Consider the following 26086-nt stretch of genomic DNA (forward strand, 5'->3'; position numbering starts at 1 on the left):
GGCCCATGAAAATCAAATACCTGACCCTGCCCATTTTAATGCTGGCCATGACTTCGGGCATGGCGGCAGAACTGTCGCCGGCCTCGCGCACGGAAATCAACGCCTTGCTCAACCGGCTGGCCAGCTCGGGCTGCCAGTTCAACCGCAACGGCAGCTGGTACACGCCGGTCGACGCCAAGACCCACCTGACGCGCAAGCTCGACTATCTGGTCGAGAAAAAACAGGTCGAGAGCACCGAACAGTTCATCGACCTGGCCGCCAGCTCCAGCAGCAGCTCGGGGAAAAATTACCAGGTGAGATGCGGCACCCAGCCGGCCGTCGCCAGCGGCGTCTGGCTCAAAGGCGAACTGCAAGCGCTGCGCGCCGGCAAATAGCTAGGGCTTGAGCAGCACGCGGCCGAAAGCCGTGTCCGTATGCTGCCCCGGCAGTTGCGGATCGATCGCGAAACGGCAGCTCTGCAGATAGCCGGCGGCCTGCGCCACCACATCCGGCGCCTGACCGCTGGGTTCGGCCACCACGCGGATCGGCGCACCATCGCTGTTGACCAGGAAGCGCAGCAGGATGCCGTCGCTGCCGCTCGGCCGGCGGTCGAATTCCTTGAAGCCGTCGAAGCGGTCGGACGGCTGGCAGCTGCCGGCCACCAGCTTGGGCCGGACGGCCGGGCCGTCGCTGAACTGCCAGACAAATTGCATCGGGAAGGAAGCGCCGCTTTTGGCTTCGTCCAGGTGCGGCTGGAACACGCAGCGGGAGATGCCGCTGACGGCGGCATCGTCGAGGATCTTCCAGCCGCTGCCCTGGGTCACTTCCGGGCGCACCACCTTGCCGTCCTCGCCTATCTGGAAACGTATCGTCGTCACGCCTTCGATTTCATAGCGCCGCGCCTCGTCCGGCCACTGCGGCTGCGCGCAGCTAATCGGACTGACCAGCGATTTGAACGGCGCCTGGCCGCGCTGCTCGGCGTGGCTCATCAGGTTGAGCACACCCAGCAGGCCAGCGACGGCGGCAACGGAAAGCAGTTTCTTGTTCATCGGGCGATGATATCAGACCGCGCCACGAATCACCGTTCACGGGACGCCAAGGCGTGCCTATCCCGCTGTGCCCGGGCCACCCTATTTCATTGGTCCCTTGCCCTCGGAGCCGAAATCAACAACAGAGGCATCCAGCGGGAACTCGCGCTTCCGCGTCTTCCATACCCCCTCCGCCGTTTTGAGTTTGAAGTGGTCGATCAGGTACGGCAAGCCCTCGCTGGCCAGGAAGTCCGGCGCGTTCGCGACCTGGAAATGCAGATGCGGAACGCGCGCGTCACCGGAATTGCCCACGTGCGCAATGAGTTGCCCGCGCCGCACCCGGTCGCCGGCCTTGACGCGCACGCTGCCGGGCTGGAGGTGGGCATACTGCGCGAACTGTCCGTCCCCCAAATCGAGCACAACGAAATTGCCGGCAATATTGTCCATCGTGATGGCCACGGCGGGCGTAAAGCCATCCTTGGTGCGGGGGATATTGTCCGGCATGTCGTTGCGCGCGGCGACGATCCTGCCGTCCGCGACGGCCAGCACGTCCTGCCCGTATGCAAAGTGGGCATGAACGTCGCGCGCATCGCCGCTGAAGGTGGCGCCGGCCTGGTACTTCTTCCAATCGATCGCGTAGCGGCGGGCATTGTAGGCCAGGCCACCGGCGACGAACACACCGATGCGGTGGTGCGACTGAATGCTCGGACCATTATCGGCGCTCCAATTCGCACCAGCCAGCGGCGGGCCAAGCACGTGCATTTTATTGGCGCGCGTTCCGATGGACGCGCTGTCCGCAAAGGCATTATCGAGCAGCACACGGTGGCGCAATGTCCGCGGGACCGCGGCCGTATCGAACGCGAGGCACAGGAAGGCGACGGCACCCTGTCCCGCTGCAAGGCGGGGCGCGCCGCCATCGTCGTCGCCCCCGGCCAGGCGCACGCGCTCCTTCAGTTGCGGCTCCTTGATCAGATCAAGCACCGCGCCGTTGTCCGCGTTGATGACTTCGATCCCGCGCAGCGGCAAGGCCTGATCGGAAAAATTATGCAGGTGCAGTTCATACAGCAGGAAGCTGCGGCCGCCGCCGGCGAACAGGGTCGGCGCCAGCGGCGTGCGGATCTCCAGCTGGATCGGCGGGAATACGGGCGCCGGCGCGCCTTCCGACGAGACGGTACCCCCGCCGCTCCCCACGCTGTCGCACCCAGACGGCAACGCCTGGGCATGCGCCGACAATGCCGTCATGGCGCATAGACCTGCCGCGCTGATTCTGCTGAAGCTACCGATCGACATTTGATACGCCCGTGTTCAGTTGAAAACGCAGACCATATCAGCCGCCTGCCTGGCGGAAGTGACAATCATGAATGAATTTCTGCCACCCCGGAAAACAGCGATCAACGCTCCAGCAAATCGAAATCGCCCTGGGTATAACGCGCGCCGTGCACGCTGCCCTCGTCGAAGAGGGCAGCGACGCCGGCCAGGTCGGCCGCGCCCAGCTTGATCTCCGCCGCGCCGCAGTTCTCCTCCAGATGGCCGAGCTGGCGCGCGCCGGGGATGGGCACGATGTCCTCGCCCTGATGCAGCAGCCAGGCCAGCGCCAGCTGCGCCAGGGTGATGCCGTGGCCGTCCGCCAGCCGCCGCAACTGGTGGACCAAGGCCAGGTTGTTGCGCATGGCCGCATCCTGGAAACGCGGCAGCGTGCGGCGGAAATCATCGTGCGCCAGCCCATCGGCCGATGTCAGCGCGCCGGTCAGGAAGCCCCGGCCCAGCGGGCTGTACGGCACGAAGCCTATGCCCAGCTCGCGGCACACCGGCAGCACCTGCTGCTCCGGATCGCGGCTCCACAGCGAATACTCGCTCTGCACGGCGGCGATCGGATGCACCGCATGCGCCCGCCGCACCGTCGCGGCGGACACTTCCGACAGGCCCAGGTGGCGCACCTTCCCCTCGCGCACCAGCTCCGCCATCACGCCCACCACCTCCTCCACCGGCACGGACGGATCGGGACGGTGCTGGTACAGCAGGTCGATGGTCTCGATGCCGAGCCGTTGCAGCGAACCCGTCACCGCTTCCCGGATATGCTCCGGCCGGCTGTCGACGCCGGCCATGCGCTGCAGGCCCTGGCCATGCGGCAGGATGCGGAAGCCGAACTTGGTGGCGATCTGCACCTTGTCGCGCAAGCTCCTGAGCGCCTTGCCGACCAGCTCCTCGTTGACGTAAGGCCCGTACACCTCGGCCGTATCGAAGAAGCTCACGCCCAGGTCGACGGCCCGGTGCATGGTGCGGATGGACTCCGCATCGTCGCCGCCACCGTAGGCGAAACTCATGCCCATGCAACCGAGGCCTATGGCCGATACCTGCAAGCCGCCACTTCCTAATTTTCGCTGTTTCATTTTCCGCTCCTTGTAATCAATGGTGAAAATGATACGTTTGCTCTATCCTCTATACAATCACCAGGAAATCACTTGAACCAATGAACGGAATTCAGCAATAGCCCCATGCGCCATGACCTCAACGAGTTGGAAATATTTGTCGCCGTCGCGCGCCACCGCAGCTTCCGCAAGGCGGCCGAGGAACGCAACGTCACCGCCTCGTCGCTGAGCCACGCCATGCGCGCGCTGGAGACGCGGCTGGGCATACGCCTGTTGAACCGCACCACGCGCAGCGTCGAGCCCACCGAGGCGGGCAAGCATCTGTACGCGCGGGTGAGCCGCGTGATCGAGGACCTGGACCAGGCGCTCGATGAAATCAACGGCTTCCGCGACACCATCCAGGGCACGCTGCGGCTGAACGTGCCGCGTCCCGCCGCGCGCCTGCTGCTGGCGCCGATACTGAGCGGATTCCTGAAGATGCACCCGGGCGTCAAGATCGAAGTCGTCACCGACGATCAGCTGGTCGACATCGTGGCCGAGGGCTACGACGCCGGTGTGCGCTTCGGCGAGAGCCTGGCGCTGGACATGATCGCCATCCCTATCGGCGCGGCGCAACGCTTCGCGGTGGTCGCCGCGCCTGATTTTATCGATGTGCACGGCCGCCCGGCCAGCCCGTCCGAGCTGCGCGGACTGCCCTGCATCGGCCGCCGCTTCCCCAGCGGCGTGATCTACGCATGGGAATTCGAACGCGACGGCCAGGGCATGGCGGTCAGCGTCGACGGCCCGCTGGTGCTGGACGATGACGCCATGATGGTGGACGCGGCATGCGACGGCGTCGGCATCGCCTTCGTGCATGAGTCCTACGCGCTGGAGCACATCCGGCAGGGCAAGCTGGTGCGCCTGTGCGAAGAGTGGTGTCCGGCCATGCCCGGTTTCTACCTGTACTACCCGAGCCGCAAGCACATGTCTGCCGCGTTGCGCGGCTTTGTCGACTGGTGCATCAAGGAACGGCAGGACGACGAAGCAGCGGCGATGGAGCTGCCAGCAGCGAACCGCATATCCCAGCCGAAGAGATAACGAAGTATATAATTTATACCATTTATCAAATAATATCCACACGGGCCGAATTGGCCAACATTACCAAGATTGGAAGGAGTGTGGCAAGTATCGGACTCGGCCAGGTTCTTTGCTACCTGAACGCCTCATCGCGCCACCATTATTTTGGCGTCCCGATCAAATCAATATGACCAGTCGCCGAATAAAGGATGCGGGCTTTCTTGGAAGCGGTAAGTGCGACCAAATAGGCGCTTCTATTTTGCTGAAAGCTCCCGCTCTGTCCTAGCGTACCAAAAGGAAAACTGACGCACATAAATCTTCCGCTGGCATCCTTCACCGTTCCCCATTCCGCGATGTACGGGTTCAACTCAGTCGGCCGTACTTCAAAGCCGGGGAGTGCCCGAGCCATCTCCATCGGATAAATTTTGTGATCGAACAGGATCCCCTTAGCCGCGCCCTTCTCCGCATAGCCAATCTCCTTTCCTTGCGCGACGAGATAATAGGTAGCGTTGAACCCATCCTGGTAGTCGTCTTGCGAGTTAATTTCCGCCGTCGGCAACGCCTTCCAGGTCACGGACGAGGAAACCGCCCTCGCCGATAAACAGCTGAGAATCGCCGCTCTGGAAGGCTCGGCAGCCGGTGCTTCCGACATAACCAGCCAGATCACGAAAAACAAAGGTCCACGCATCATTTGTACTCCCATCCATGCGTAACTTCCAGAAACTGTGGATTAAACTTCCAGAAGATGGTTCCACCGTACGCTGCTGTTGAATCATATTGATGATCGTAGCGACCAATCTCTACACGAGTCACGGAAACCTTTCCCGTGCTGGTGTTCTTGACCTTGGTCGTCTTGTATTTGATTTCAAGCTTGATGGAATCTTGAATCCCATAGATGTTATGCGAGGGTTCGGCAAACTTGATTCCTCGTCTGACCTTAAAGTGATGCTTGTAGTTCGATTTGATGTCAGCGCCATCCCAAAAATATGCACCATTAGATTTATCTTCGCCGCCTTCGAGCGCGTTGACAGCGGCCAAGATCGCGATCTTCATCCCAGGCTGTTGGTCTATCTTATTTTCCGAAGCCTTCATCAGATCTTCGTATCGGTCGTTGCCATCACTAACAGCAAATGCAAACGATTTCTCCCGCGCAGTGAAATGCATGATGTCCTTATATCTGCGCGCATCCCGCTGTCTGACAAGCAAGCTGGCAATGGCAAACATCTCGTCAGGATCATCTTTAGTCGACGACTCACCAAATGTAATTGCCGCAAGCAGCCTCGTCTCAGCACTCAGTCCCTTAGTAGTCTTATCAGCCATGGCGACTTGCTCCATCAGTATTAAACCAAGTTACCAACTTCAAGTCGCCCATCCCTGGTATCTTCTCAGTGGCACCGTTCGCATAGTCGGCCGCTCTGGCGTGTAGTTCACCATTTTTATACAGATCGTACCGGAAGCCTTCCACCGGTTGGCCTCGCTCATCCAAGAGAGAAAAAAATTGCTCGATAATCTCTTCTTCTGACGTGCGGACATTTTGACCATCAGATGAAATTTCTGCTGCGGACGATACACCAGCTGACGTTGGGGAACCCTCGATTACTTGGCTTCGCAGGGTTTGATTTGGAACAAGCTTCGGAAGTACCGTACAAGCGCACATGCACAAGTCATCCCCCAGTGCGACTCGCTTTCCGTTCCAGGTTTCCGGGATGCGTGGTCCAACGCACAATATCTTCCCTTGGGACTTACAAGCGGGGCAAAAAATAAGATCGTTCTCAAGAGCGATCTGTGCTCCGCTAATGCTGCCATTAGCGCTGGCTGTGATGACTTTACCGCCAGCAGTGGTCGATGCCCCCAACGTAATCGTATAGCGCCGCATTCATAACTCCTTGTCCTTGTTAATCGAGGGAAGAAAAGAACAATGCCGAGCGCCAATTATTGAGCGTGGACATTTTTATATATTGAGAAACTACAAAAGACATTCGAACGGATACACGGACGACAGAAGGGCGCCCCGGAAAACAGGCCCCTGACGGCAGGACGAGGAAGCCGCCACAAACAATTTCTTGGTTTTTTGATTTGAGTCAAGCGCCGCTGATGCTTCTGTTGAGGTGATGCACTACCTTGTAAATCAAGGAGGCCGCCACGGCTGACATCGCCAATTCACAAAGGAACCATCATGCCCGTGATTCAACGTTATCGCACGCAAACACGCCCACGCGCCCTATGGCTGTCCGTGGTTTCGGTGCTGCGCTCCGTGACGAACAAAACTTCCGCCGCGGGAGTTGCACGATGAGGCCAGCGCTCTTCAAGGAACAGGAGCAGGAACCGGAAGATGCCGGGCAGGAACCGTTCCAGGGCCTGATGCGCTACGAATACCACACGCAGCTGCGGCAGATCTCCTACTACCTGTCGGGCAGCATCGTCCAGGCAAGCTACTACACCGATCTGTTCCACACCCTGCGCACCGCCAGCGAGAACGACCTGGTGTTCCTGCATCTGAACACCTCCGGCGGCGACTTCGACACCGGGCTCCAGATCATCAACAACATGCAGGCGTCGAATGCGCACGTGGTCACCGTGCTGGAAGCGCGCGCCTATTCGATGGGTGCGTTCATCTTCCTGGCCGGCGACGAACTGGTGGTGCACGACAATTGCCAGCTGCTGTTCCACATCTATTCCGGCGTCTTCACCGGCAAGGGCAACGAACAGCAAGCCGAATCGCTGGCGCTCAGCAGCTGGTTCGAGAAATTCATGTCGCGCACGTGCCAGCCCTTCCTGGCCGCCAGCGAAATCAAGAACATCCTGAAAGGCTCCGACCTGTGGATGGACTCGGATGAAATCCGGCGCCGCATGGCGCGCCTGCAGCGCGAACAAGACAAGCAGGCCGCGCCGCGCAAGCCCAAGGTCGCCATCGCTGGCGGCAGCAAGCGTTAGTCGTACGTCCGATTTATTTGATTCGCAGTACAGTGTAACCAGCCACCCACTCGCTCACGCAACGGAAAGAAGATCATGTTCAAGCACATCTTATTGCCGACCGACGGCTCGGCCATTTCCTCCGCCATCATCCAGAAGACCATCGCCTTCGCCAAGGAGAGCAACGCCACGGTCACCGCCGTGCACGTGATCGCGCCCTTCCACGTCCTGACGGCGCATGCCGACATGCTGGAAGCCACCCGCGACGAATATGTCCGCGACAGCCAGCAACACGCGCAGCGCTACCTCGACGATATCGAAAAGGCCGCGCGTGAAATGGGCGTGCAATGCAAGACGGTCATCTGCACCGACGACCAGCCCTACGAACAGATCATCGAGACCGCGCGCCTGCACGGCTGCGACCTGATCTGCATGGCCTCGCACGGACGGCGCGGCGTCAAAGGGATGTTGCTGGGCAGCGAAACGCAGAAAGTGCTGACCCACAGCCAGATCCCGGTGCTGGTGTTCCGCTGACATCATGAGTGGCTCGCTTGGCCCGGATGGCCAAATGCTGGCCATGCTGCTGGATCGGCCGGGCCAGGCGCTGCGCGCCGCGCACATGGCGACACCCACACCCTCGCCCCAACAGTTGCTGTTGCGGGTGAGTGCATGTGGCGTATGCCGTACCGACCTGCACATCGTCGACGGCGAACTGGCGCCACACAAGGCACCGCTGATACCAGGCCATGAAGCGGTCGGATATGTGGTGCGCTGCGGCGCCGAAGTGCAAGGCTATGCACCCGGCGACCGCGTCGGCGTTGCATGGCTGGGCGACAGCTGCGGCCATTGTCCCTACTGCGCGAGGCAAAATGAAAACCTGTGCGAACAGGCTCTCTTCACAGGTTACGACCTGAACGGCGGCTATGCCGAATACATGGTGGCCGACGCGCGCTATGTCTTCCGCCTGCCCGCCTCTTACGACGACGTCCACGCCGCGCCGCTGCTGTGCGCCGGACTGATCGGCTACCGCGCGTACGCGATGGCAGGCCAGGCCCAGCGCATCGGCCTGTATGGGTTCGGCGCGGCGGCCCACATCCTGTGCCAGATCGCCCGCCATCAGGGACGCGAGGTGTATGCGTTCACGCGGCCAGGCGACACGCGCTCACAGGAATTCGCCCGCAGCCTGGGCGCGATCTGGGCTGGCGACAGCGAGCAAGACGCGCCGGTTCCGCTGGACGCCGCCATCCTGTTCGCGCCGAATGGAGCCTTGGTGCCGCGCGCGCTGGCGGCGGTCCGTGCCGGCGGCAGCGTGATTTGCGCCGGCATCCACATGAGCGACGTGCCGGCGTTTCCTTACGCGCTGCTGTGGGGAGAGCGGACGCTGCGGTCCGTAGCCAACCTCACGCGCGCCGATGGGCTGGCCTTTTTCCAGCTCGCAGCGGAATGCCCGCTGCAAACCCACACGACGGTGTTCCCGCTGGCGCAGGCCAACGAAGCGCTGGCCGCGTTGCGCGCCGGCGATCTGGATGGCGCTGCCGTGCTGGTTCCCTGATCCCTGCTCGATGCACGGGAGCCGGGCGTACCACCGCAGGCCGCTGACACCTAAAAATTATTCCACTGCCTCGGCGCGATGCGACCGCTCCTCAAGAGATTTGCTTATATCATCAACTCCGCTGTTCCAGGCCCGCCGCAAGCCGCTCCTGCAAGTCCGGCCCCACCCGACGGAAACCAAGCAACCTGGCCGCCGTCCGTATCAGATCGCTCTCGGCACCGCCCGCGTTGTCATTGCGCGCCATCTTCAGGGCTGCGGTCACCTCCAGCATGGAGATGCTAAGAGGCTTGATCGTCGCACCGCTCTCAGCCGATCGATCCCTGACCGGCGGCGCCTCCGACTGCTGGCGGGTAAACCAAAACGTTCCGTCGGAGAGCAGGTCCTGCCCATTCGATTGCGCATGGCTGAGCGCCTCGCGCGTTTTTGTCACGATGCGCGCGCCCGCCTTTTCCTTTCCAAAGCAGGCCGCCAGGCGCCGGGCGGTCTCTTCTATGTGTATCGGTCCTTCGACATCGACAATGCGCTTCACCAGATCCGCCAGCACGGCAACGGCCACCTCATGCGGCTCGTGTCCGCCAGTCACCGGGAAATGGGCCCGCTGATAGGCAGGCATCTGTCGAGGCTCCACTCGCGAGACATCAAATGACGGAGGCGCTTCCACTGGCAGATCCATGGCCGGCACCGGACGCGCGCGATTGGCTCCTTCTATCTTTACGCCAGCCTCCGCCGCGATTCGCGCATCGTCGAGGGCGACGCGCAAGCGCTCGATCTCGATGCTGCGGCTATAGAACCAATCGGTGCTCCATATCCGATGAAAACGCCAACCCAGATGCTCCAGCACATCCTGCCGGAGACGATCCCGCTCGCGAGCCCACTGGGCGCTGTGATAGGTCTGACCGTCGCATTCGACCGCCGCGATATACGTTCCCGGACGGTCCGGATGGCGAACGCCGATATCGATACGGAAGCCAGCCGAGCCAACCTTCGAATCGACCAGGTAGCCCAGACTCCGGATCACGTCGGCAACGTCCTCCTCAAATGGCGTGTCGGCCTGCAGCCCGGCTGGTTCCATGTCGTTCACGAGACCGCTGTTCGCAAAATCCAGGAAGCGCTTCAAGATGCGAGTGCCTTGGCGGGTCGTTCGGCTCGGGTCGATATCGGCTGGATCGAACGAGGCGAAAACCTCGCAGCGCACGCGCGCCCTGGTGAACAGGACGTTAAGCCGCCGCTCGCCGCCTTCCATGTTGACCGGCCCGAACGTCATACTGGTCAGCCGGCCGCCGGCCACGGTAGGGCCGTAGCAAACGCTGACCAGAATGACGTCCCGCTCGTCTCCCTGCACGTTCTCAATGTTCTTGACGAACACGTCTTCCGCCTGCCCTTCCCGCAAAAACGCATCCAGCGCCGCATCGCTACGGCGCGCGAATTCCAATAGTTCCGTAATCAAGGTCTTCTGTGCGGAGGAAAACGTGACGATGCCCAGCGACAGGCCCGGATGCAGACGCGCATGCTCGGCCACCCGCTCCACAATGGCGGCCCCCTCCTTACGGTTATCCCGCTTGCCGCCCTTGTCATAGACGCCGTCGACACGCGTGAAGCACAGACCATATGCAGGATCCTCCTGCAACGGCGATGGCGGCAAAATGAGGCCATCCTCATAGAACTCGTGATTCGACACCGAGATCAACGACGGATCGCGCGAGCGATAATGCCACCGCAACATGCGTGAGCTGAGCCCCCGTGCTTCGCACAGGCTGAGTATGCTCTCCATCATGCCGAGCTTCGCGGCATTGCCCAGCAAGCCATCGTCCTCCTCTTCCGGCTCTTCGTCGGACTCATCCGCCAGCAGCCGGTCAAAGAAGGACGAAGGCGGCAGTTGTTTCTGATCGCCGACAACCACGATCTGGGTCGCGCGCGCGATGGCGCCGAGCGCATCCTCCGGCCGGACCTGCGATGCCTCGTCGATCACAAGCAAATCAAACTCCAATGCTCCAGGTGGGATGAACTGCGCAACCGAAATAGGACTCATGAGCAGAACCGGCTTGATTCTCTGCACTGCCGTACCCGCGTTCTGGAATAGTTTTCGAAGCGCGATATGCCCGCGCTTCTTGCCGATCTCCCCGCGCACCACCTTCATCTCGCCCAACGCGCCTTGCGGGACTTGGGCCAGATGCCCGGCCAGAATGCTAGTGACGTTCTCGGAGAGCCGTTGCCGCTCAAGCGCCCCGAACATCGCGACCAGGTCGTGCTTATCCTCAAGCGCCATGTCGCGCAAGATGGGAACCGAATCACGCGCGACATGCCAAAGCCGTTCGGCCCGCGCATAGCGAAGCTCGATGGCCGCCCTGCCGCTATCGAGCTCGCCGGACTGCATCCGTCTTGCCAGATCAGGCACGCCAGCTTCCTCGATACGGTTGTGAAGGCGGGTCAAATTGCTCCACCCAGCATAGCGGTCCGTCGACCTGGCCATCTCATCGCATCGCTTGGCGACCGCGTTCAGATCGGCACGATCAGGCCCGCCTTCGCCAAGCGAGCGTGGCTCCAGGTCCAGCAGGCCAACGACCTCGCCCAGTTTGCGGCGCGCAGCGGCTTCACGCTCATGCAAGCCCTTCCGCATTGCCGCGACGGAGCCGGCATCGGCGGCCATGGACAGCCACGCATCTGGAGCGCAACGCAGCGCCGCACCATCAAGACGCTCGCACCAGACGGCTATTGCCGATAGCCGGTGAAAATCGGTGAGCTCGCCGCGCCATTCTCCTTGCAAGACATGAGCGCAATATTCGGCGTCGCGCTCCCATCGCAATTTACACGCCTCGATACTTCCCAGGCGATCCAGGAGTTCGAGCCGGTCTTTGGCCGACTTGGGCAATGCCCCGCGCAAAAGGCCGGCAAGCTCGCGCGACGCACGACGGTAAGCGCCGCCCCATCGCGCAAAGAACGAATGCACACCGGCCGCCAGCGCGCCGCGCAGCGTTATGGTCGATACGGAAAACGCCGACTCGACAAAGGTGGCCTCAGCCGCATCCCGTTCTGACCGCCAGGTAGCCCCGTCGGTCATGGTCTGTTTTATTCGCGCGATGTCTGCGGCGGACAGGAGCGCCTTCGCGATCTCGACCGCGCCCGCAGGCATCCCCTCCAAGCGGGCAAGCACATCATCAAGCGGAGCGACCGACGAGAACGCAACCGGAACATCGATCCGCAACTGAGCGATGGCTTCACTAACCGCGAGGGCCAATGCCGACAAGGCATCGCGCGCTTCCGATAGCAAAATCTCCAACCGCTTCAGGTCGACCGGCTGAAGCTCAAGATTGCGCGTTCCCTCGAACGGATGCTTCTCGCTGGCGTTCTCCTTCCTTAGCGAGTCTCCGTACTGCCTGATGGTGTCCAGCAGACGCAGCTCCCCGTCCTCCGTCATCGTGGACAGGCCGGCGCTCTCGATGCCTGGCGCCGGCACGCCCAGTCCTATGTAGCGAGTCTGTACGCCCAGCACCGAAAATGGCGTGGCGCCGGTGTTTCCGATGGGCCGATGAAGCGCCTCGGTGAATTGATTGAGCTTATCGCGCACCGCGGTCAGGTCCGCCGGTGCACCAGGCGTCGAAGGCACGGCGGCCGCAGCGCCGAGCGTGCGCGCCAGTTCCGCCAACACGGCGTTCTTGTTGACGTTTCTGGAATGAAGCTCAAGGCAAACGTCCCGCAGTCCCACCCGAACCAGGCGATCATGAACAACGGAGAGCGCCGCCATCTTCTCCGCCAGGAAAAGCACGCGCTTCCCATCCTTGACGGCCGCCGCGATGATGTTGGTGATCGTTTGGGATTTTCCCGTTCCGGGAGGCCCCTGAACAACAAGGTTGCGCCCCGACCTGACTTCCTCGATCACACGGGCTTGCGAAGCATCGGCATCGACCACGTGCAGAAGTTTTTCGGGAGGCAGCATGTCGTCGAGCTTGTCATTGGCGCCGAAGATCGACGGAGCAGGCTCGAAGCCTTCGAACAACAGGCCACGTGTCAGGCCGTGATTCGCTATCGCTCCTTCCGGCCATGCCTCAAGCGCGAGATCGCGATACATCAGCAGCTTCGAGAACGAAAAGAAGCCGAGCTGCATTGCATCGGGTTCAATCCGCCAGTCCCTCTGTCCATGGATGACCTCCTGGACTTGCTCGAAATAGATGGAGGGTATCCATTCTTCGTCAGCGTGAAGCTCGGGTAACTGGATGCCGAAATCTTCCTTCAACCGTTGCTGAAGCGGCAGATTGGTCACCAACTCGTCATCCCGGATCCGCACATCATAAGTCGATGTGCGCAGGTTACGGGTAAGCTCAACCGGCAGAAGAATCAGCGGCGCTTCGCGAGCGACAGTCGACTTGTCCTCGAACCAGGTCAGGAAGCCGAGCGCCAGATAAAGGATGTTAACCCCGGATTCCTCTTCCGCTGTTTGCGCCTCGCGTGCGATCTTCAAGAGCCGTTTCTGCAGCGCGTCCGGCCCCATCCGCGTCTCGAGGTAGGCGTCGGTGTAGCGGCCCGGATCGAAGGCCAGCTCGCCTGCGTCCGCAAGGCGAACAGATGTCCCGTCATCGTCCCGATCGCGTCCAATGGCAAGGAAGCGCATGGCCTTGTGCGTGGAGAGGATGGCGTACACATCATCGGAACGCTCGTTGACGAGGTTGATGACATTGCCCCGCACGTTGGCCCGGTTAACATGAATAAGCCGGTTGCGCGTGCCAGTCTCGACAAGGCGCTTTCGCGTCTCGTTGAACAAACGGACCAGGCCTGTTTGGGACGATTGTTCTGTCGGCACCTCGTTGTTCTCATCACTCACGGCTCACTCCTTTACATGGCAGGTGCCAGTTTAATTGAAATGGTTTGCAGATTTGTAAATATTGACTTAGTATCGAAATGCATAAGCCCTTATGAATTGTTCGTTTTTTACGGAGACAAGCCCAATAATGCGTAAATTTCTTCCCGCAGCAGTCATGGCCATCTGCGCCATCGCCCTCACCAACGCAGGCGCACAAGAACAGCGGCCGGCCCCAACAGCGCAACAGTCGCAGCCGTTGAGCGCCGCAAGCAAGGCCGCGGCCGTCGACCTGTTGGCTCAAAACCTCTCCTCCCAATACGTCTACGCCGACCTGGGCGACAAAATGGCCGCCGCCATCCGCGACCATTTGCGCAAGGGTGACTACGAGAAGGTTGCGACGCACGCGGAATTCGCGGAATTGCTGACGGCCCATGTCCATGCCGTCACCCCGGACAAGCACCTGAACATCCGCTACGTCCCGGAGGCAAAGCCCGACATGCCTCGTCCCGCGCCTACGCAAGTCATGCCTTCCGAGGTTAAGAAGCGCCTCGAGTCCGGGACCTACCTCAATTTCGGCATTGAAAAGGTGGAGCGCCTGCCGGGCAATATCATGTACCTCAAGTTGAACGGGTTCTTTAACGCGGACTTCGCCAAGACAGCCGCAACGGCGGCCATGAACCTGGCAGCCAATGGCAACGCGATGATCATCGACCTGCGCCAGAACGGCGGTGGCGACCCGCGCATGGTGGCGTTCGTGGCAAGCTACCTGCTCGGCGATCAGAAGGTCCATCTGTCGGACATCTACTTCCGGGCTGATAATGAAACCAATTCCTTCTGGAGCGATCCATCCGTTCCGGGACCGCGCTTCGGCGCGGATAAGCCTGTGTATGTGCTAACCAGCGGCAAAACCTTCTCCGCAGCCGAAGATTTCACGTACAACCTCCAGGCCCTCAAGCGCATCACCGTGGTTGGCGAAACCAGCGGCGGCGGCGCGCATCCGATCCGTCCGTTCACTATCGATCCGAACATGGTCGCCATCATCCCGGTCGGGCGTTCGATCAACCTGATCACAAACGGCAACTGGGAAGGTACCGGAGTCAAACCGGACATTGCCGTCGCGGCCGACAAGGCCCTTGCAAAAGCGAACTCGCTAGCCCTGCGCCAGGTCATGGCGCAAGTTAAAGACCCCGGAGAGCGCGCGGACCTTGAAAAGAAACTCGCCAATTTGGAAGCGGCTTTGTAATATCGGGCTGAGGAAAAATTTGTCTTTCTCGTAGCGGCGCAATACGCTACGATCTGACCGGTCAACCGTGCCCCGTTGACCGATCCCGCATCCTTGTCCAAACCTACCTGGTAGCCCTGGCAGTGTCCGAGCAAATTGTCGATTCCGCCGCAGCACACGCACCCGCGCCGCCCGTTCCACGGCGCGCGGTTGCCGCGGCCCTTGCGCTGTTCTGGCTGGCTTTCGTCACCATGTACACCTTGCGGGCCGCACTGCTCGGGATCGACCATCAAGCCGAGTCCTTGATACGCCGCGCGGCGGTGGCGACTGTGGGCATATCGCTGTCCTGGCTCATGTATCGGGTACTCGAACGGACCGCAATGGCCTCGTTGCGCCGGAAGATCCTGCTGACAGTGAGCATGAGCCTGCCCTTCGGGACGGCTTTTGCCACCGTCAACGTGCTGGTGTTTTACGTCATCGCGCCGATGCCTGGTGCGGATTGCAACGTGGATACGCCATGCATCAACCACCAGATCGTTGTCGCCATTTCAGACTTGTTGATCAGCTGGACCTTTGTTTTCCTTGCGTGGGGCATGTTGTGCCTGTCCCTGGCGTCGGCGGCCGCGACCAGGCTCGCCGATTCGCGTGCCAATGCCCACCGAGCCGCGGCCCGCGTCGCCGAAATCCGCGCCTTGCGCTACCAGATCAATCCGCACTTCCTCTTCAACGTCCTCAACTCGTTGATGACGCTCGTCCGGCGCGGTGACATGGGCGAAGTGGAAGTGATGATCGGGCAGATCGCGCGCTTCATGCGCTACAGCCTGACAGCCGATCCCTTGGCCGACGCCGTCCTGGCCGACGAAATCGATATACAGGTCGGCTATCTCGAACTTGAGCGCCGGCGGTTTCCACAGCGCCTGCAGGTGCGGGTGGACGTCACCCCGCAGGCCGCAGCCGCGCTGATACCAAGCTTGCTGTTGCAGCCGCTCATCGAGAACGCCGTCAAGCATGGGCTGGGCTGTTCAGTCGAGCCTGTGCTGATCCAGATCCTGGCCCGCGTCCTGCCCGACGGCCAGCTTGAGATTGTGATCGAGGACGATGCAGTTCATGTGGGCACGGCGCCAACAGGCACGGGCATCGGCCTGAAAAACGTCGCCGAACGTCTGGCCCTGCAGTATGACGGCAAGGCGACGTGCACGGCCGGGCCTGTGTCGCCGAACGGATTTCGGGTGACGTTGTTGCTGCCACTGCGCGGGCGCTAGCACCGATGCCGATCCGCGCATTTATCATCGACGACGAGCCGCTCGCGGTCGACTCGGTACGCCAGATGTGCCAGCAAGCCGGCACGGTGGACGTGATCGGCCACGCCAGCGACGGAGCGGCGGGCCTGGTCGCGCTCGCATCGCACAGGCCCGACCTTGTCTTTCTCGACATCGGCATGCCCGGCATGGATGGCCTTGCGCTTGCCACGGCGATCCAGGCCTGGGATCCCGCGCCGCTCGTCATCCTGGTGACAGCGTTCGATCACTTCGCCACGCAGGCATTCGATCTGGCCGTCGTCGACTATCTTCTCAAGCCATTGGAATCGCACCGCTTCATGCGGGCCGTGAAACGAGCGGAGCAGCTCCTCGCGGCACGTCGGGCCACTGCAGGCCACGCGCCGCCGATGCAGGACTTCTGGGTGCCCCACGCGGGCAGCATCGTGCGCGTGCCCGCCGATTCGGTGCTGCGCATCGACGCCGAGCGGGACTATGTCCGGCTCAGCGTCGAAACGCGCTCCTACCTGATGCGCGCCGTGCTGTCGGCGCTGGTTGGCCGCCTCGACCCGGCGCTGTTTGTGCAAGTGCACCGCTCCACGGTCGTGCGCATCGACTGCGTCGCGCATTTCAGGCACCTGGGCGCGGGGGCCTGGGAAATCATCGACCGCGACGGCCGGCCTGCCAGGGTCGGCCGCAGCTATCTCACGGAAGTCAAAGCGCGGCTCGGATTGCCGCTACCGGGCTGACCGAGGGCGCGTGCAGTTCGTCGCGCTAAAACGTCATTCGTCGAGTATTGATCGTCTTCGCCTGGTCTCCCGATTACAGTGCGTGTCGATCCGCCGGCAGCGCGCCGTAATCGGATATGTCAACCGGAGCAAGCCCAGCAACCATCATCTCTGTCGAGAACGCATGAATGCCACCAAGCCCAATAAAGTAACCACCTGCGCCGGCATGCTCGGCGCGTTGCTGGTTCTGGCGCAGCAAGTCAGCATCGCAGCCGACACGCCCCCGGCCGGCGTGCCGAAAATTTTCGGGGCGGGCGTCATTTCCGGCCCCGCCAATGATGCCGATCCCACCTTTACTCCCGATGGGAACACGGTCTACTTCTCCCGCAACAGCACGATCATGCGCTCACAGCGGGACGGCGACCGATGGAGCCCGCCGCAGATCGCCGCGTTCTCGGGGCAATGGATGGACCAGCAACCGAGCATGGCGCCGGACGGCTCCTTCCTGGTTTTTGTCTCCAACCGGCCCGTCAAGCAAGGCGATTTGAAGGGCCCCGCAGGCAACCTGTGGCGCGTCGACCGCGTCGGCGCCGGCTGGGGCGAACCGGTGCACCTGCCCGCCACCGTCAACCGAGGCAACAGCACGTGGGCGCCCAGCGTGGCCGGCGACGGCAGCCTGTACTTTATCGAACGGGCCGGTGCCGACGCGCCGTTTCGTCTGTGGCGCTCACAATATCGAAACGGTGCATACTTGTCGCCGGTAGCGCAATCGTTCGGCGACCCGCGCACGCAGGATGTCGACCCGGCCGTCGCGCCGGACGAATCGTTCATCGTGTTCGGCTCGATGCTGCCTGGGCCAAACGCGTCCGAACGCTTGTCGATCGCGTTTCGGCGCGGCGAAGGCTGGGGTACGCCGATTGATCTGGGCGAGCGAGTCAATAGCGGCGGCGTCGATACCAATGAAGCGCGGCTCGGCCCCGATGGCCGAACCCTGTATTTCAGCACTACCCGAACCGAAGCTGTCCGCTTCCCGCGTACGCTCGTGCAGGCGCGGGAGGATCTGGCAAGGAGCGAGCAATGGGACAATGGCAGCCAGAACATCTGGAGCGTGTCCCTGGCACCGTGGCTCGACGCGCGCGCTGCGGAAGCTGGCCGGTGACCTGTCTTGCTTGCCCAACTTATCGGAGGTCCTGATGCAAAACCAGACGCGAGCCGAACCAATGAGCGCGGGCCAGATGCCTGCCATAGTTCACTGGTGCGACTGGAACGCCGAAGGATTGGAACGGTGCCATTTTTTTTCCGAGACCGCTGACGGGTTCACCCTCGAAGGAGTGCTCATCGGCACCCGCGAAGGACATTATGGTGCCCATTATCTGGTCCGCACCGATGCGCATTTTCACACGCGACAGGTTCGCGTCACGTATGTGGGCGGCCCTTGCCTGGAGGTGGAAGCCGACGGTCAAGGGCGATGGTGGGACCGGCTCAGCGGTGAGCCGCTCTCCTCTCTTGACGGTTGCCTGGACGTCGACATTGGCGTCACGCCGGCAACCAATACCCTGCCGATCAGGCGGCTGAAACTGGCAGCGCAGGCAAGCGCGGAGATCGAGGTCGCATACATTCCTTTGCCAAGCGAGATCGCAGCGCAGTTCCTGCCCCGGCGCGCACGACAACGCTATACTTGCCTCGTCGCCGGTTCGCGTTACAGGTACGACGGAATTCCCGGCGGGTTTTTCGCCGAACTGGACGTGGACCAGCACGGGCTGGTGCTCGACTACCCGCCCATGTTCCGCAGAGTGCATGGAGATCTTCGATGAATACTTTTGTTCTGGTCCATGGCGGCTGGCGCGGCGGCTGGACCTACGCTTCCGTAGCGCGGACACTGCGCGGTCTTGGACACGACGTTTACACGCCCACGTTGACCGGCCTCGGTGAACGCGTCCATCTCGCGCACGCCCGCCCGAACCTGGGCACGCACATCATGGATGTAGCCAACGTTCTCACCTTCGAGAATCTTGGCGACGTTATTCTTTGCGGTCACAGTTATGCCGGGATGGTCATCACCGGAGTCGCGGACAGGTTGCCAGACAAGATCGCCGCACTGGTGTATGTGGACGCATTTGTCCCGGAGGATGGCGATGCCTGGTGGACGCTGGCCGGGGACTATTTCCGCAAGCTTGCGATAGATCGATCGGCGGCGGACGGCTTTAGCGTGACTCCGCCACCCGGCACCGATCCGAGACGCGTTCCCCATCCGCTTGCGGCGTTTCGTCAGGCGATACATCTCGAAGGCCGGTGGAAAGAGATTCCGAAAAAGATGTTCATCTATGCGAGCGGATGGGATCACACGCCCTTCACCTCAACCTACGAGCGCTTGAAGCTTGATCCGGGCTGGATAGTGAAGTCGCTGCCAACCGGGCATGGCATCATCGATGAGGCGCCAGGGGATTTTCTAAATTTGGTTCAAGAACTCACTACATGAAAACAAGTCAAATGATGGCCTCTCTCGACGAGCTGAACGCGGTACTCGCGGCATCGGCATTCCTGGAACCGTATAAACTGTTTGTATCCAATTGCGAGTCAGGACAATGCACCGTGACCGTGCCATTTAGCCGCAGCCTGGAACGGCCCGGCGGAATTGTCAGCGGAATGACGATCATGGGAGCGGCCGACGTGGCCATGTGGTTAGCCATCATGACCGAGCGCGGCACCAGCGAGCAATGGGTAACGACCGATATCAAGACAACCTTCCTCCGCAGCGCGAAAGAACAAGACATCCTGTGCACGGCGCGCCTGCTCAAGCTAGGCAAGCGCACCGCGTATGGCACAGCGGAATGCCTGAACGAAAACGGCGACCTGTTGGCGCACCACGTCATCACCTACGTGCGCTGTTGATTTAGCCGGGTCAAGTGGCAAAATCAGGGAAGCAGCGCGGCGACAAAGCGCCACTCAGCAGCACAAATGGGGAAGCTATAACGAGTGACACAGCCAGTCGAGCTGTTGATGAATACCGGCTGCTTGCCACGGTGCGCTTTAATATTTCGGATGACCATACTGATCAGCTGCCGAACGGCGGCACATATCCCTTGCCCGAACACCCACCAACTGGATTCGGTACGAGCAGGCTGCCCGATGAAATCATCGCCGGATCGCCGAATGTAGAAGCCGAGGTATTGCTGGCAAACGCAGAATTAAAGACGGACACGCTCTTGGTTGACACCGGCGTGGCGGGCCCGGTGTTCCCTGAGGTGACGTCCAGTTGTAGCAGTTTGCCCAAGTTCGCATCAGTACTCTGCTTAGGGTAGTAGCAATTTCCCGCGAAGTCGATCGCCTGGTAGCCGCTCCAGGGCAGATCCAGGTATACAACGCCATTGATAGCGTTGTAAAAAATGTTGTCGGTAATTTTGACATTCGAAGTCGTGCCAGTATTCACGTACAGCATCACATCGTAACCCACCAGAATCGGGCGTTGGGCGTGGCTCCAACCCGAGCCCGAGCCCACACAGGTGTTCCGAGTGAAGGTCACATTTGTCATGGTGGAGGTTACGCCATTGGCGCTACTCGACCACAGCTCATAACACTGCTCGGCTTTGGAGATATAGTTGTTGCTGACGGTGATACCGTTCACCACCCCAGGAGCTCTGCCTTGAGCAGTAAGAGCGGAATCATAAATTTGGGACAAAGTGTTATTGCTGACTACGGCTTCGTTTGTTGTTTCCCAAAACTGTATGCCATTACCGTAGCGGGTCGTTGCATCAAGCATGCCCCCACCGATATAAGAGAGGCTCAGCCCATCCACGAGCACGCGCGACGTATCACGCAGGAACCGCACGCCGTGCGCGCCGCCGTAACGCAGGTCCAGATCATGTAACTCCACATCGCTAGTGGCATTAACTATACTTTGGGTGACTGCCGCTTCGAGCTGAGAATATGCCGAGCCGGGGTTCAGGACCGAATACAAGCGGATTTTGCTTCTCGTGGCGTCGTACCAAAAATCGCCACTTTGTGCGAGCGCCGCAGCGCTCAGTTTCTTGAAGCCGACAAGAGACGCACCATCATCGAAAATCAAATTGCCCACGTCGTTGTTGAAGATGCCATCGTATTCGAGCACGCTGAACGAGTCGATATTCAAATTCGCGCCGGCCGGCACATTGCCAAAGAACAGACGGACACTCGCATCCGTGGCAGTCGTGCTGGCGTAGAAATAATACTCATATGATGCCCAGGCAGTCCCAAGGGATGGGCCAGCGGCGACCGGTGCAACCTGGGTAGCATAGCTACCATAGCTGCTGCTAATGATCGTTGGAACCGACAACGTCACTGGCTGATCGGCGCGTCCATTAAAAGAGAACTTATAATAGCGCCCAGCGACAATTTGGTTTATGGGCCTGAAAATCTGAACATTCGGGTTTACGCTACTTGCATATTGCATCGCGACCTTTACGCTATAGCTCGTATTGGCGGAGTGGTTGGAATAATCATTGGCGAATGTCGCGTATGTTTTTGTCTCGGAGGCGTCGTTCTTGAAGGTGGCGCTATATGTAATGTAAGGTTGCAGCAACTGCTCGCTGCCTACCAAGACCGCCTGGGTCTCCCACAAATGGCTGCCACTGGACGTTTCTACCCAATAAGCGGGATTGTTCAATGCAACGGATCCCAGCAGTCGAGGTTTGTTTCCCGCACCGTAAGCGCCATACACAATCTTGCCGCCAGCGGCCGAGCCGGGCTTGGTGGTCAACGAGCCTCGCCATTCTCCGCCCCGATTGAACAGCACCGAGTCACCTGCGCTTAATTTAGCGCTACTGACTTTTCCCAGCGTCTTCCAAGCGGTACTCGGGCTAGTCCCGTTATTGGTGTCATTTCCGGTACTATTATCGACGTAATATATCGTGGTGGCTTGTGCTGCTCCATGCAATGTGGCAAGTAATATTGCAAAGAAAACCTTGTACGATAGCGCATTTATCCTATTCATAAAGTCTTCCTGTAAGTTAATTGCCAATATTATCACGCCATCATGAATTATCGAATGGACAATTCCCGTCTTCGATGGGCTACGAGAGGTGCTATGCTCGGTTGCGTCAGCACCAAGCTAAGGCGTCCCGGGTGCCATTCGGCATCAAAATTAGCTAAACGGTATAGATCAAATCCAGATACCGTGCCGTGTCACGGCGTACTATAGTTCTACCGGGTAGCGATGACTCTGCACATGACGAAGGACTTTGAGGTAGGGCGAGGGGCAGCTTTAAGCCACAGCTGCCTGGGTAATTGCCAAGCGACTGAGCACATTTTCAACGATTGCTCGACCGTTCAAAGCCTCCGTCCAGCGGACTGGAATTCCTCGCTCACCATAGAGGATGCCGGCCAAGCCGCCGGCGATGCAGGCTGTCGTGTCGGTGTCATTTCCAAGAGCAATGGCGTTACGGAGACAGGCCTCATAGTCCGAAGTAGCGAGAACGCATCGGATTGCAGACCATAGACTGTCGACCACATATCCCGACCCCTTGGACGGTTCCAAGCGACCATCTAATACGATGCCTAACTCAAGCCGCTCGGTCGGATGAACTGCTTCCTCAAGTGTACCCTGCGCGTAATCCAGCGCCTCGATAGGCGTTCTCCCCTCCACCATCTGCCAAGCCATGAGCGCGTAGAGTGCACAGGCCAGTTGCGACCGCAGATGCGCATGAGTCGGCATGCTTTGCTTTCTGGCGCGAGCGATAATATCCGTTGAGGTCGGCGTCAAAAAAAACGCGCATGGAAGCGCACGCATCAATGAGCCGTTTCCATTGTTCCGTTCATCGGAAGGGCTGCATGTGAGGGGATCGCCGCTTCGGGCATAGTTGCCAAGTGCTTGCATCGTCTGGATGCCGATGTCGAAAACGTGCCCGTCAGGTGTCATGAATCCCGTGCGATACCAGGCCAGCAATCCGTCGGAGAACTGTTTGAGATCGAGCGACGAACACGCTACCAAAGATTCCAACAACACCAACGCTTGCGCGCCGTCGTCGCTCCAGGTTCCGACAGGGACAGCGCGATGTGCTCGCGCAAATCCACTGGGTGGGGACATTTCAATGAGGTGTCGCTCAGGGATGTCTTCCGGAGATGAAAACTCATAAGGTACGCCGAGTGCATCTCCGATGAGCAAGCCATACAGGCCACCGCGAATCCGTTCCCATCTGTCTTGCGGCATAAAGTTCCTTCAGCTATCCGAGCATTATCCGAGCCAGCATAACACTCTTGCCTCTACGAGAAGCTCACGGTTTGTCACACCGTGCCGATCTTCTGCGCCCGTCACGCTTCGGGGAACAGCCTTCCGCTTAAACCTCTGCGCCCCACGTTGGATAGTCGATATAGCCGCGTTCGGTGCCGCCGTAGAAGCTCGATGGATCAGCTTCATTCAGCGGTCCGCCGTGGCGCAGGCGCTTCGGCAAATCTGGATTGGCGAGGAACAGGCGTCCGTAGGCCACAGCGTCGGCGCGGTCGCTGGAGACGGCCAGCTCGCCCCGCGCGGCGTCGTACCCGCCATTGACGATGTAGATACCGTTCCACATCGCGCGCATATGGCCGAACAGCTCGGGCAAGCCCTCGCTCGCGGGCACCTGCCCCGGCGAGGCTTCCACTACATGCAAGTAGCCGACACGCAGCGCATTGAGAACATCAACGACATGGGAAAACGTCTCCGTCGGGTTGGCGTCGGCCATATCGTTGAACGTGCCGCCGGGGGAAATGCGCACGCCGATGCGGCTCGGCTCCCAGACATCAAGCACGGCCTCGACAACTTCGCGGAGAAACCGCACCCGGTTCGAGGCGGCACCTCCGTAGTCGTCCGTGCGCACGTTCGACTTCGACTGAAGGAATTGATCGATCAAGTAGCCGTTGGCGGCGTGGATCTCGACCCCGTCGAAGCCCGCCTCCTTGGCGTTGACCGCCGCCTGACGGTACTCCTCGACGGTCTGGCGAATATCCGCCAGCGTCATCGCCCTCGGCTCGGACACGTCCACAAAACCCGTCGCAACCACGGTCTGGCTCTTGGCCGTGATCGCCGAGGGGGCCAATGGCGACGCGTTGTCCGGAAGCAGGCTGGTATGGGAGATGCGGCCAACATGCCAGAGCTGAAGAAAGATGCGTCCACCCGCATCATGGACCGCCTGCGTAACCTGGCGCCATCCCGCAATGTGCTCGGCCGTATAAATGCCCGGCGTATTGACATAGCCCGTCCCCATCGCGGAGATTTGCGTCGCTTCCGACACGATCAAACCGGCCGATGCGCGCTGGCTGTAGTACGTCGCCGTCCACATCCCCGGCACGCCATCCGGTTGCGCCCGATTACGTGTCAATGGCGCCATGAAGACGCGGTTCTTCAGTTGCAGATCGCCCAATGCTAGTGGGTCATAAAGGGAATTCATCGGTGGTGCCTCTCGAGGTGAAGTGAAATGTGGAATTGGCGTGTTCAATCAATCCAACCGTGGGGCGGCGGGAAAGTCGACCGGGATCTGCGTGGTCGAATGCAGGTAGTTGGTCACGGTCTTGTCGCCGATGGCGACGATGGTGTCCACCAGGTTTTCCTTGGTCCAGCCGGCGGCGAAGAACGCCTCGACCAGACCGTGATCGACATGGCCGCGGCTTTGCGCGATGCCTTTGGTCAAGCGGGCCAGCGCGTCGAGCTTGGCGTCGAAGCTGACGTGGCCACGGCGGATCTCGATGATTTGCGCATCGGTGAAGCCGCTCATTTTGCCGACCATGGTGTGCGCGGCCAGGCAGTATTCGCATTCGTTCACCTGGCTGACGACAAGGTTGACGACCTCGCGCGCCTTGCCGGTGACGCTGCTCTTGGCGCCTTGAAACGCCATGTAGGTCGCGAGGGCGTTCTCCGAGTGGGCCAAGGTGGCGAACAGGTTGGGGACCATGCCGAAGCCTTTTTTGAGGTTGTCAAAGATCGCTTGGTTGGCTGGGCTGACTTCTTCGCGGGTCGGAACGTTGATGGTGGTCATGAAAATCTCCTGGTAGTGGTTGAGAAACGATGGACTTGCTTGATCGATGGCTCTACTTTGACTGATTCTCTTTGGTTGATATAGCCCAGTTTTCGCACTATCATTTAGTAACAAATGGAATATATAGGGCGAGTATGGACAAGCTGTCGGCAATGCGAACGTTTGTGAGAGTGGTCGAGTCCGGCAGCTTTTCCGCCGTGGCCGACGAATTCCACGCCACCCAAAGCGCCATCAGCAAGCAGGTGGCCGCCTTGGAGAAGGAGCTGGGAGCGAAGCTGCTGGTCCGGACGACGCGCTCGCTTGCCCTGACCGAAGAAGGCGGCCGCTATTTCGAGCAGGCGCGCAGGCTGGTCGCCGAAATTGCCGAGGCCGAATCCAGCCTCGTCAACGGCGCGGGGCAGCTGCGCGGCTGGATTCGAGTGGCCGCCTCGGTAGCTTTTGGCCATCGGAAGCTGATGCCCCTGCTGAAGTCGTTCATGGCGGCACACCCCGACGTCAAAATCGACCTGCGCCTGCATGATGGATTCATCGACCTGGTCGAACAGGGGATCGATGTGTCGGTGCGGATCGGCGAGCTGCCGGACAGCGGGCTGATCGCCAAGCGCGTCGGCACATCGGATCGCATGCTGCTCGCCCACCGCGACTACCTGCGTGCCCTTCCCAAGGGCGTTGGCCCTCCCGTCAGTCCGGAAGACCTGCTGGCGCACGAATGCATCGTCTACACGGAGATGGCCAACAGCAATTTATGGGTGTTTACGGCGGGCGCGGGCGCGTCCGAGGCGACGGGAACCGTCAAGAGTATTCGGGTCGAGGGACATATTCAGACCAACAGCAGCGAGGTGCTACGCGCGTCCGTGGCGATGGGCATGGGAATCGGCTACCTGCCCACCTGGCTGCTCGACAGCGAGTTGGCGAGCGGAGAAGTTGTGCGACTCATGCCCGATTGGGAGTCGCCGCGCACTCCGATTCACCTTGTGAGCCCGCCCGAACGCAAGCATTCGGCCAAGGTGCGGGCGTTGGTGGCGCACCTGTCGGCGGCGCTGACGTGACGGCTTTCCGAACTTTGCAGGACAACAAAAAACCCGCTTCTTCTAGGGAGGAAGCGGTTTTTTCGACTTGTTGATATTGTGTTCTAGTGCGCGAGGCATAGTCCAATAGCAACGTAGCTTATTATTCTTTTCGAATTCCGTGGTCACTCTTTGA

General features: G+C 60.4%; 24 protein-coding genes. 13 read left to right on the forward strand and 11 right to left on the reverse strand.

Annotated elements, in window-relative coordinates:
- Positions 1 to 5 precede the first annotated feature (5 nt).
- Positions 6 to 374 (forward strand): DUF5329 family protein, encoded by a 369-nt coding sequence (locus ACUJB0_RS14260; protein WP_444845798.1) that lies wholly within the window; start codon positions 6 to 8, stop codon positions 372 to 374.
- On the opposite strand, the gene ACUJB0_RS14265 is transcribed toward ACUJB0_RS14260, so the two are convergent.
- From ACUJB0_RS14265 to ACUJB0_RS14275, 3 genes are all read right to left on the reverse strand, one after another.
- Complete coding sequence (locus ACUJB0_RS14265; protein WP_444845799.1) at positions 375 to 1028, reverse strand: energy transducer TonB; 654 nt, start codon at positions 1026 to 1028, stop codon at positions 375 to 377.
- A gap of 81 nt (positions 1029 to 1109) precedes the next feature.
- Entirely contained in the window at positions 1110 to 2297 is a 1188-nt protein-coding gene (locus ACUJB0_RS14270) for a M23 family metallopeptidase (RefSeq protein ID WP_444845800.1), read from the reverse strand.
- A 101-nt stretch (positions 2298 to 2398) separates the two neighbouring features.
- The gene (locus ACUJB0_RS14275; protein ID WP_444845801.1) at positions 2399 to 3397 is read right to left on the reverse strand and encodes an aldo/keto reductase; all 999 of its coding nucleotides are present in this window, start codon (positions 3395 to 3397) and stop codon (positions 2399 to 2401) included.
- A gap of 105 nt (positions 3398 to 3502) precedes the next feature.
- Here ACUJB0_RS14275 and ACUJB0_RS14280 point away from each other — a divergent pair, with 105 nt between their 5' ends.
- A complete protein-coding gene (locus tag ACUJB0_RS14280; RefSeq protein ID WP_444845802.1) occupies positions 3503 to 4453 on the forward strand; it encodes a LysR family transcriptional regulator in 951 nt (316 codons plus the stop codon).
- Positions 4454 to 4592: 139 nt separating this feature from the next.
- Here ACUJB0_RS14280 and ACUJB0_RS14285 read toward each other — a convergent pair whose 3' ends face one another.
- The 3 genes from ACUJB0_RS14285 to ACUJB0_RS14295 are packed head-to-tail and all read right to left on the reverse strand — an operon-like array spanning position 4593 to position 6308.
- Entirely contained in the window at positions 4593 to 5123 is a 531-nt protein-coding gene (locus tag ACUJB0_RS14285; RefSeq protein WP_444845803.1) for a hypothetical protein, read from the reverse strand.
- Positions 5120 to 5752, reverse strand: a complete 633-nt coding sequence (locus ACUJB0_RS14290; RefSeq protein WP_444845804.1) for a hypothetical protein — start codon at positions 5750 to 5752, stop codon at positions 5120 to 5122. Before ACUJB0_RS14290 ends, ACUJB0_RS14285 begins: the two co-directional genes overlap by 4 nt.
- Entirely contained in the window at positions 5745 to 6308 is a 564-nt protein-coding gene (locus ACUJB0_RS14295; protein WP_444845805.1) for a PAAR domain-containing protein, read from the reverse strand. Before ACUJB0_RS14295 ends, ACUJB0_RS14290 begins: the two co-directional genes overlap by 8 nt.
- A 413-nt stretch (positions 6309 to 6721) precedes the next feature.
- On the opposite strand from ACUJB0_RS14295, the gene ACUJB0_RS14300 reads away from it, so the two are divergent.
- The 3 genes from ACUJB0_RS14300 to ACUJB0_RS14310 all read left to right on the forward strand — a co-directional run bounded on the left by ACUJB0_RS14300 (position 6722) and on the right by ACUJB0_RS14310 (position 8897).
- The gene (locus ACUJB0_RS14300; RefSeq protein ID WP_444845806.1) at positions 6722 to 7366 is read left to right on the forward strand and encodes a Clp protease ClpP; all 645 of its coding nucleotides are present in this window, start codon (positions 6722 to 6724) and stop codon (positions 7364 to 7366) included.
- Between the two features lie 75 nt (positions 7367 to 7441).
- Positions 7442 to 7879 carry a universal stress protein gene (locus ACUJB0_RS14305; RefSeq protein ID WP_444845807.1) on the forward strand — a complete coding sequence of 146 codons (438 nt, stop codon included), beginning with the start codon at positions 7442 to 7444 and terminating at the stop codon, positions 7877 to 7879.
- Between the two features lie 34 nt (positions 7880 to 7913).
- Positions 7914 to 8897, forward strand: a complete 984-nt coding sequence (locus tag ACUJB0_RS14310; RefSeq protein ID WP_444846054.1) for a zinc-dependent alcohol dehydrogenase family protein — start codon at positions 7914 to 7916, stop codon at positions 8895 to 8897.
- Between the two features lie 112 nt (positions 8898 to 9009).
- On the opposite strand, the gene ACUJB0_RS14315 is transcribed toward ACUJB0_RS14310, so the two are convergent.
- Complete coding sequence (locus ACUJB0_RS14315) at positions 9010 to 13713, reverse strand: DUF3320 domain-containing protein (RefSeq protein WP_444845808.1); 4704 nt, start codon at positions 13711 to 13713, stop codon at positions 9010 to 9012.
- A 127-nt stretch (positions 13714 to 13840) separates the two neighbouring features.
- Here ACUJB0_RS14315 and ACUJB0_RS14320 point away from each other — a divergent pair, with 127 nt between their 5' ends.
- The 7 genes from ACUJB0_RS14320 (at position 13841) to ACUJB0_RS14350 (ending at position 19790) form a co-directional block, all read left to right on the forward strand.
- Complete coding sequence (locus tag ACUJB0_RS14320) at positions 13841 to 14935, forward strand: S41 family peptidase (protein WP_444845809.1); 1095 nt, start codon at positions 13841 to 13843, stop codon at positions 14933 to 14935.
- 122 nt (positions 14936 to 15057) lie between these two features.
- Positions 15058 to 16176 carry a sensor histidine kinase gene (locus ACUJB0_RS14325; protein ID WP_444845810.1) on the forward strand — a complete coding sequence of 373 codons (1119 nt, stop codon included), beginning with the start codon at positions 15058 to 15060 and terminating at the stop codon, positions 16174 to 16176.
- 5 nt (positions 16177 to 16181) lie between these two features.
- Positions 16182 to 16919, forward strand: coding sequence for a LytR/AlgR family response regulator transcription factor (locus ACUJB0_RS14330; RefSeq protein WP_444845811.1), 738 nt, complete (start codon positions 16182 to 16184; stop codon positions 16917 to 16919).
- A gap of 10 nt (positions 16920 to 16929) precedes the next feature.
- The gene (locus tag ACUJB0_RS14335; protein ID WP_444845812.1) at positions 16930 to 18057 is read left to right on the forward strand and encodes a TolB family protein; all 1128 of its coding nucleotides are present in this window, start codon (positions 16930 to 16932) and stop codon (positions 18055 to 18057) included.
- Between the two features lie 34 nt (positions 18058 to 18091).
- Positions 18092 to 18712, forward strand: coding sequence for a putative glycolipid-binding domain-containing protein (locus tag ACUJB0_RS14340; protein WP_444845813.1), 621 nt, complete (start codon positions 18092 to 18094; stop codon positions 18710 to 18712).
- On the forward strand, positions 18709 to 19377 hold the full coding sequence (locus tag ACUJB0_RS14345; RefSeq protein ID WP_444845814.1) for an alpha/beta fold hydrolase: 669 nt from the start codon (positions 18709 to 18711) through the stop codon (positions 19375 to 19377). The genes ACUJB0_RS14340 and ACUJB0_RS14345 overlap by 4 nt, the downstream gene beginning before the upstream one ends.
- Before the next feature lie 11 nt (positions 19378 to 19388).
- Positions 19389 to 19790 (forward strand): PaaI family thioesterase, encoded by a 402-nt coding sequence (locus ACUJB0_RS14350; protein WP_444845815.1) that lies wholly within the window; start codon positions 19389 to 19391, stop codon positions 19788 to 19790.
- A 163-nt stretch (positions 19791 to 19953) separates the two neighbouring features.
- Here the strand turns inward: ACUJB0_RS14350 and ACUJB0_RS14355 are convergent, their stop codons facing one another.
- From ACUJB0_RS14355 to ACUJB0_RS14370, 4 genes are all read right to left on the reverse strand, one after another.
- Positions 19954 to 21867: a hypothetical protein gene (locus ACUJB0_RS14355; protein ID WP_444845816.1), complete on the reverse strand. Its 1914-nt coding sequence runs from the start codon at positions 21865 to 21867 to the stop codon at positions 19954 to 19956.
- Positions 21868 to 22137: 270 nt separating this feature from the next.
- The gene (locus tag ACUJB0_RS14360; RefSeq protein WP_444845817.1) at positions 22138 to 23082 is read right to left on the reverse strand and encodes an ADP-ribosylglycohydrolase family protein; all 945 of its coding nucleotides are present in this window, start codon (positions 23080 to 23082) and stop codon (positions 22138 to 22140) included.
- A gap of 127 nt (positions 23083 to 23209) precedes the next feature.
- Positions 23210 to 24298 (reverse strand): alkene reductase, encoded by a 1089-nt coding sequence (locus ACUJB0_RS14365; protein ID WP_444845818.1) that lies wholly within the window; start codon positions 24296 to 24298, stop codon positions 23210 to 23212.
- A gap of 48 nt (positions 24299 to 24346) precedes the next feature.
- A complete protein-coding gene (locus ACUJB0_RS14370; RefSeq protein WP_444845819.1) occupies positions 24347 to 24883 on the reverse strand; it encodes a carboxymuconolactone decarboxylase family protein in 537 nt (178 codons plus the stop codon).
- A 134-nt stretch (positions 24884 to 25017) separates the two neighbouring features.
- On the opposite strand from ACUJB0_RS14370, the gene ACUJB0_RS14375 reads away from it, so the two are divergent.
- Positions 25018 to 25932: a LysR family transcriptional regulator gene (locus ACUJB0_RS14375; RefSeq protein WP_444845820.1), complete on the forward strand. Its 915-nt coding sequence runs from the start codon at positions 25018 to 25020 to the stop codon at positions 25930 to 25932.
- Positions 25933 to 26086 lie beyond the last annotated feature (154 nt).

Origin of the sequence: Duganella caerulea, assembly GCF_040362985.1 — a bacterium.
GTDB lineage: Bacteria > Pseudomonadota > Gammaproteobacteria > Burkholderiales > Burkholderiaceae_D > Rugamonas > Rugamonas vulcania.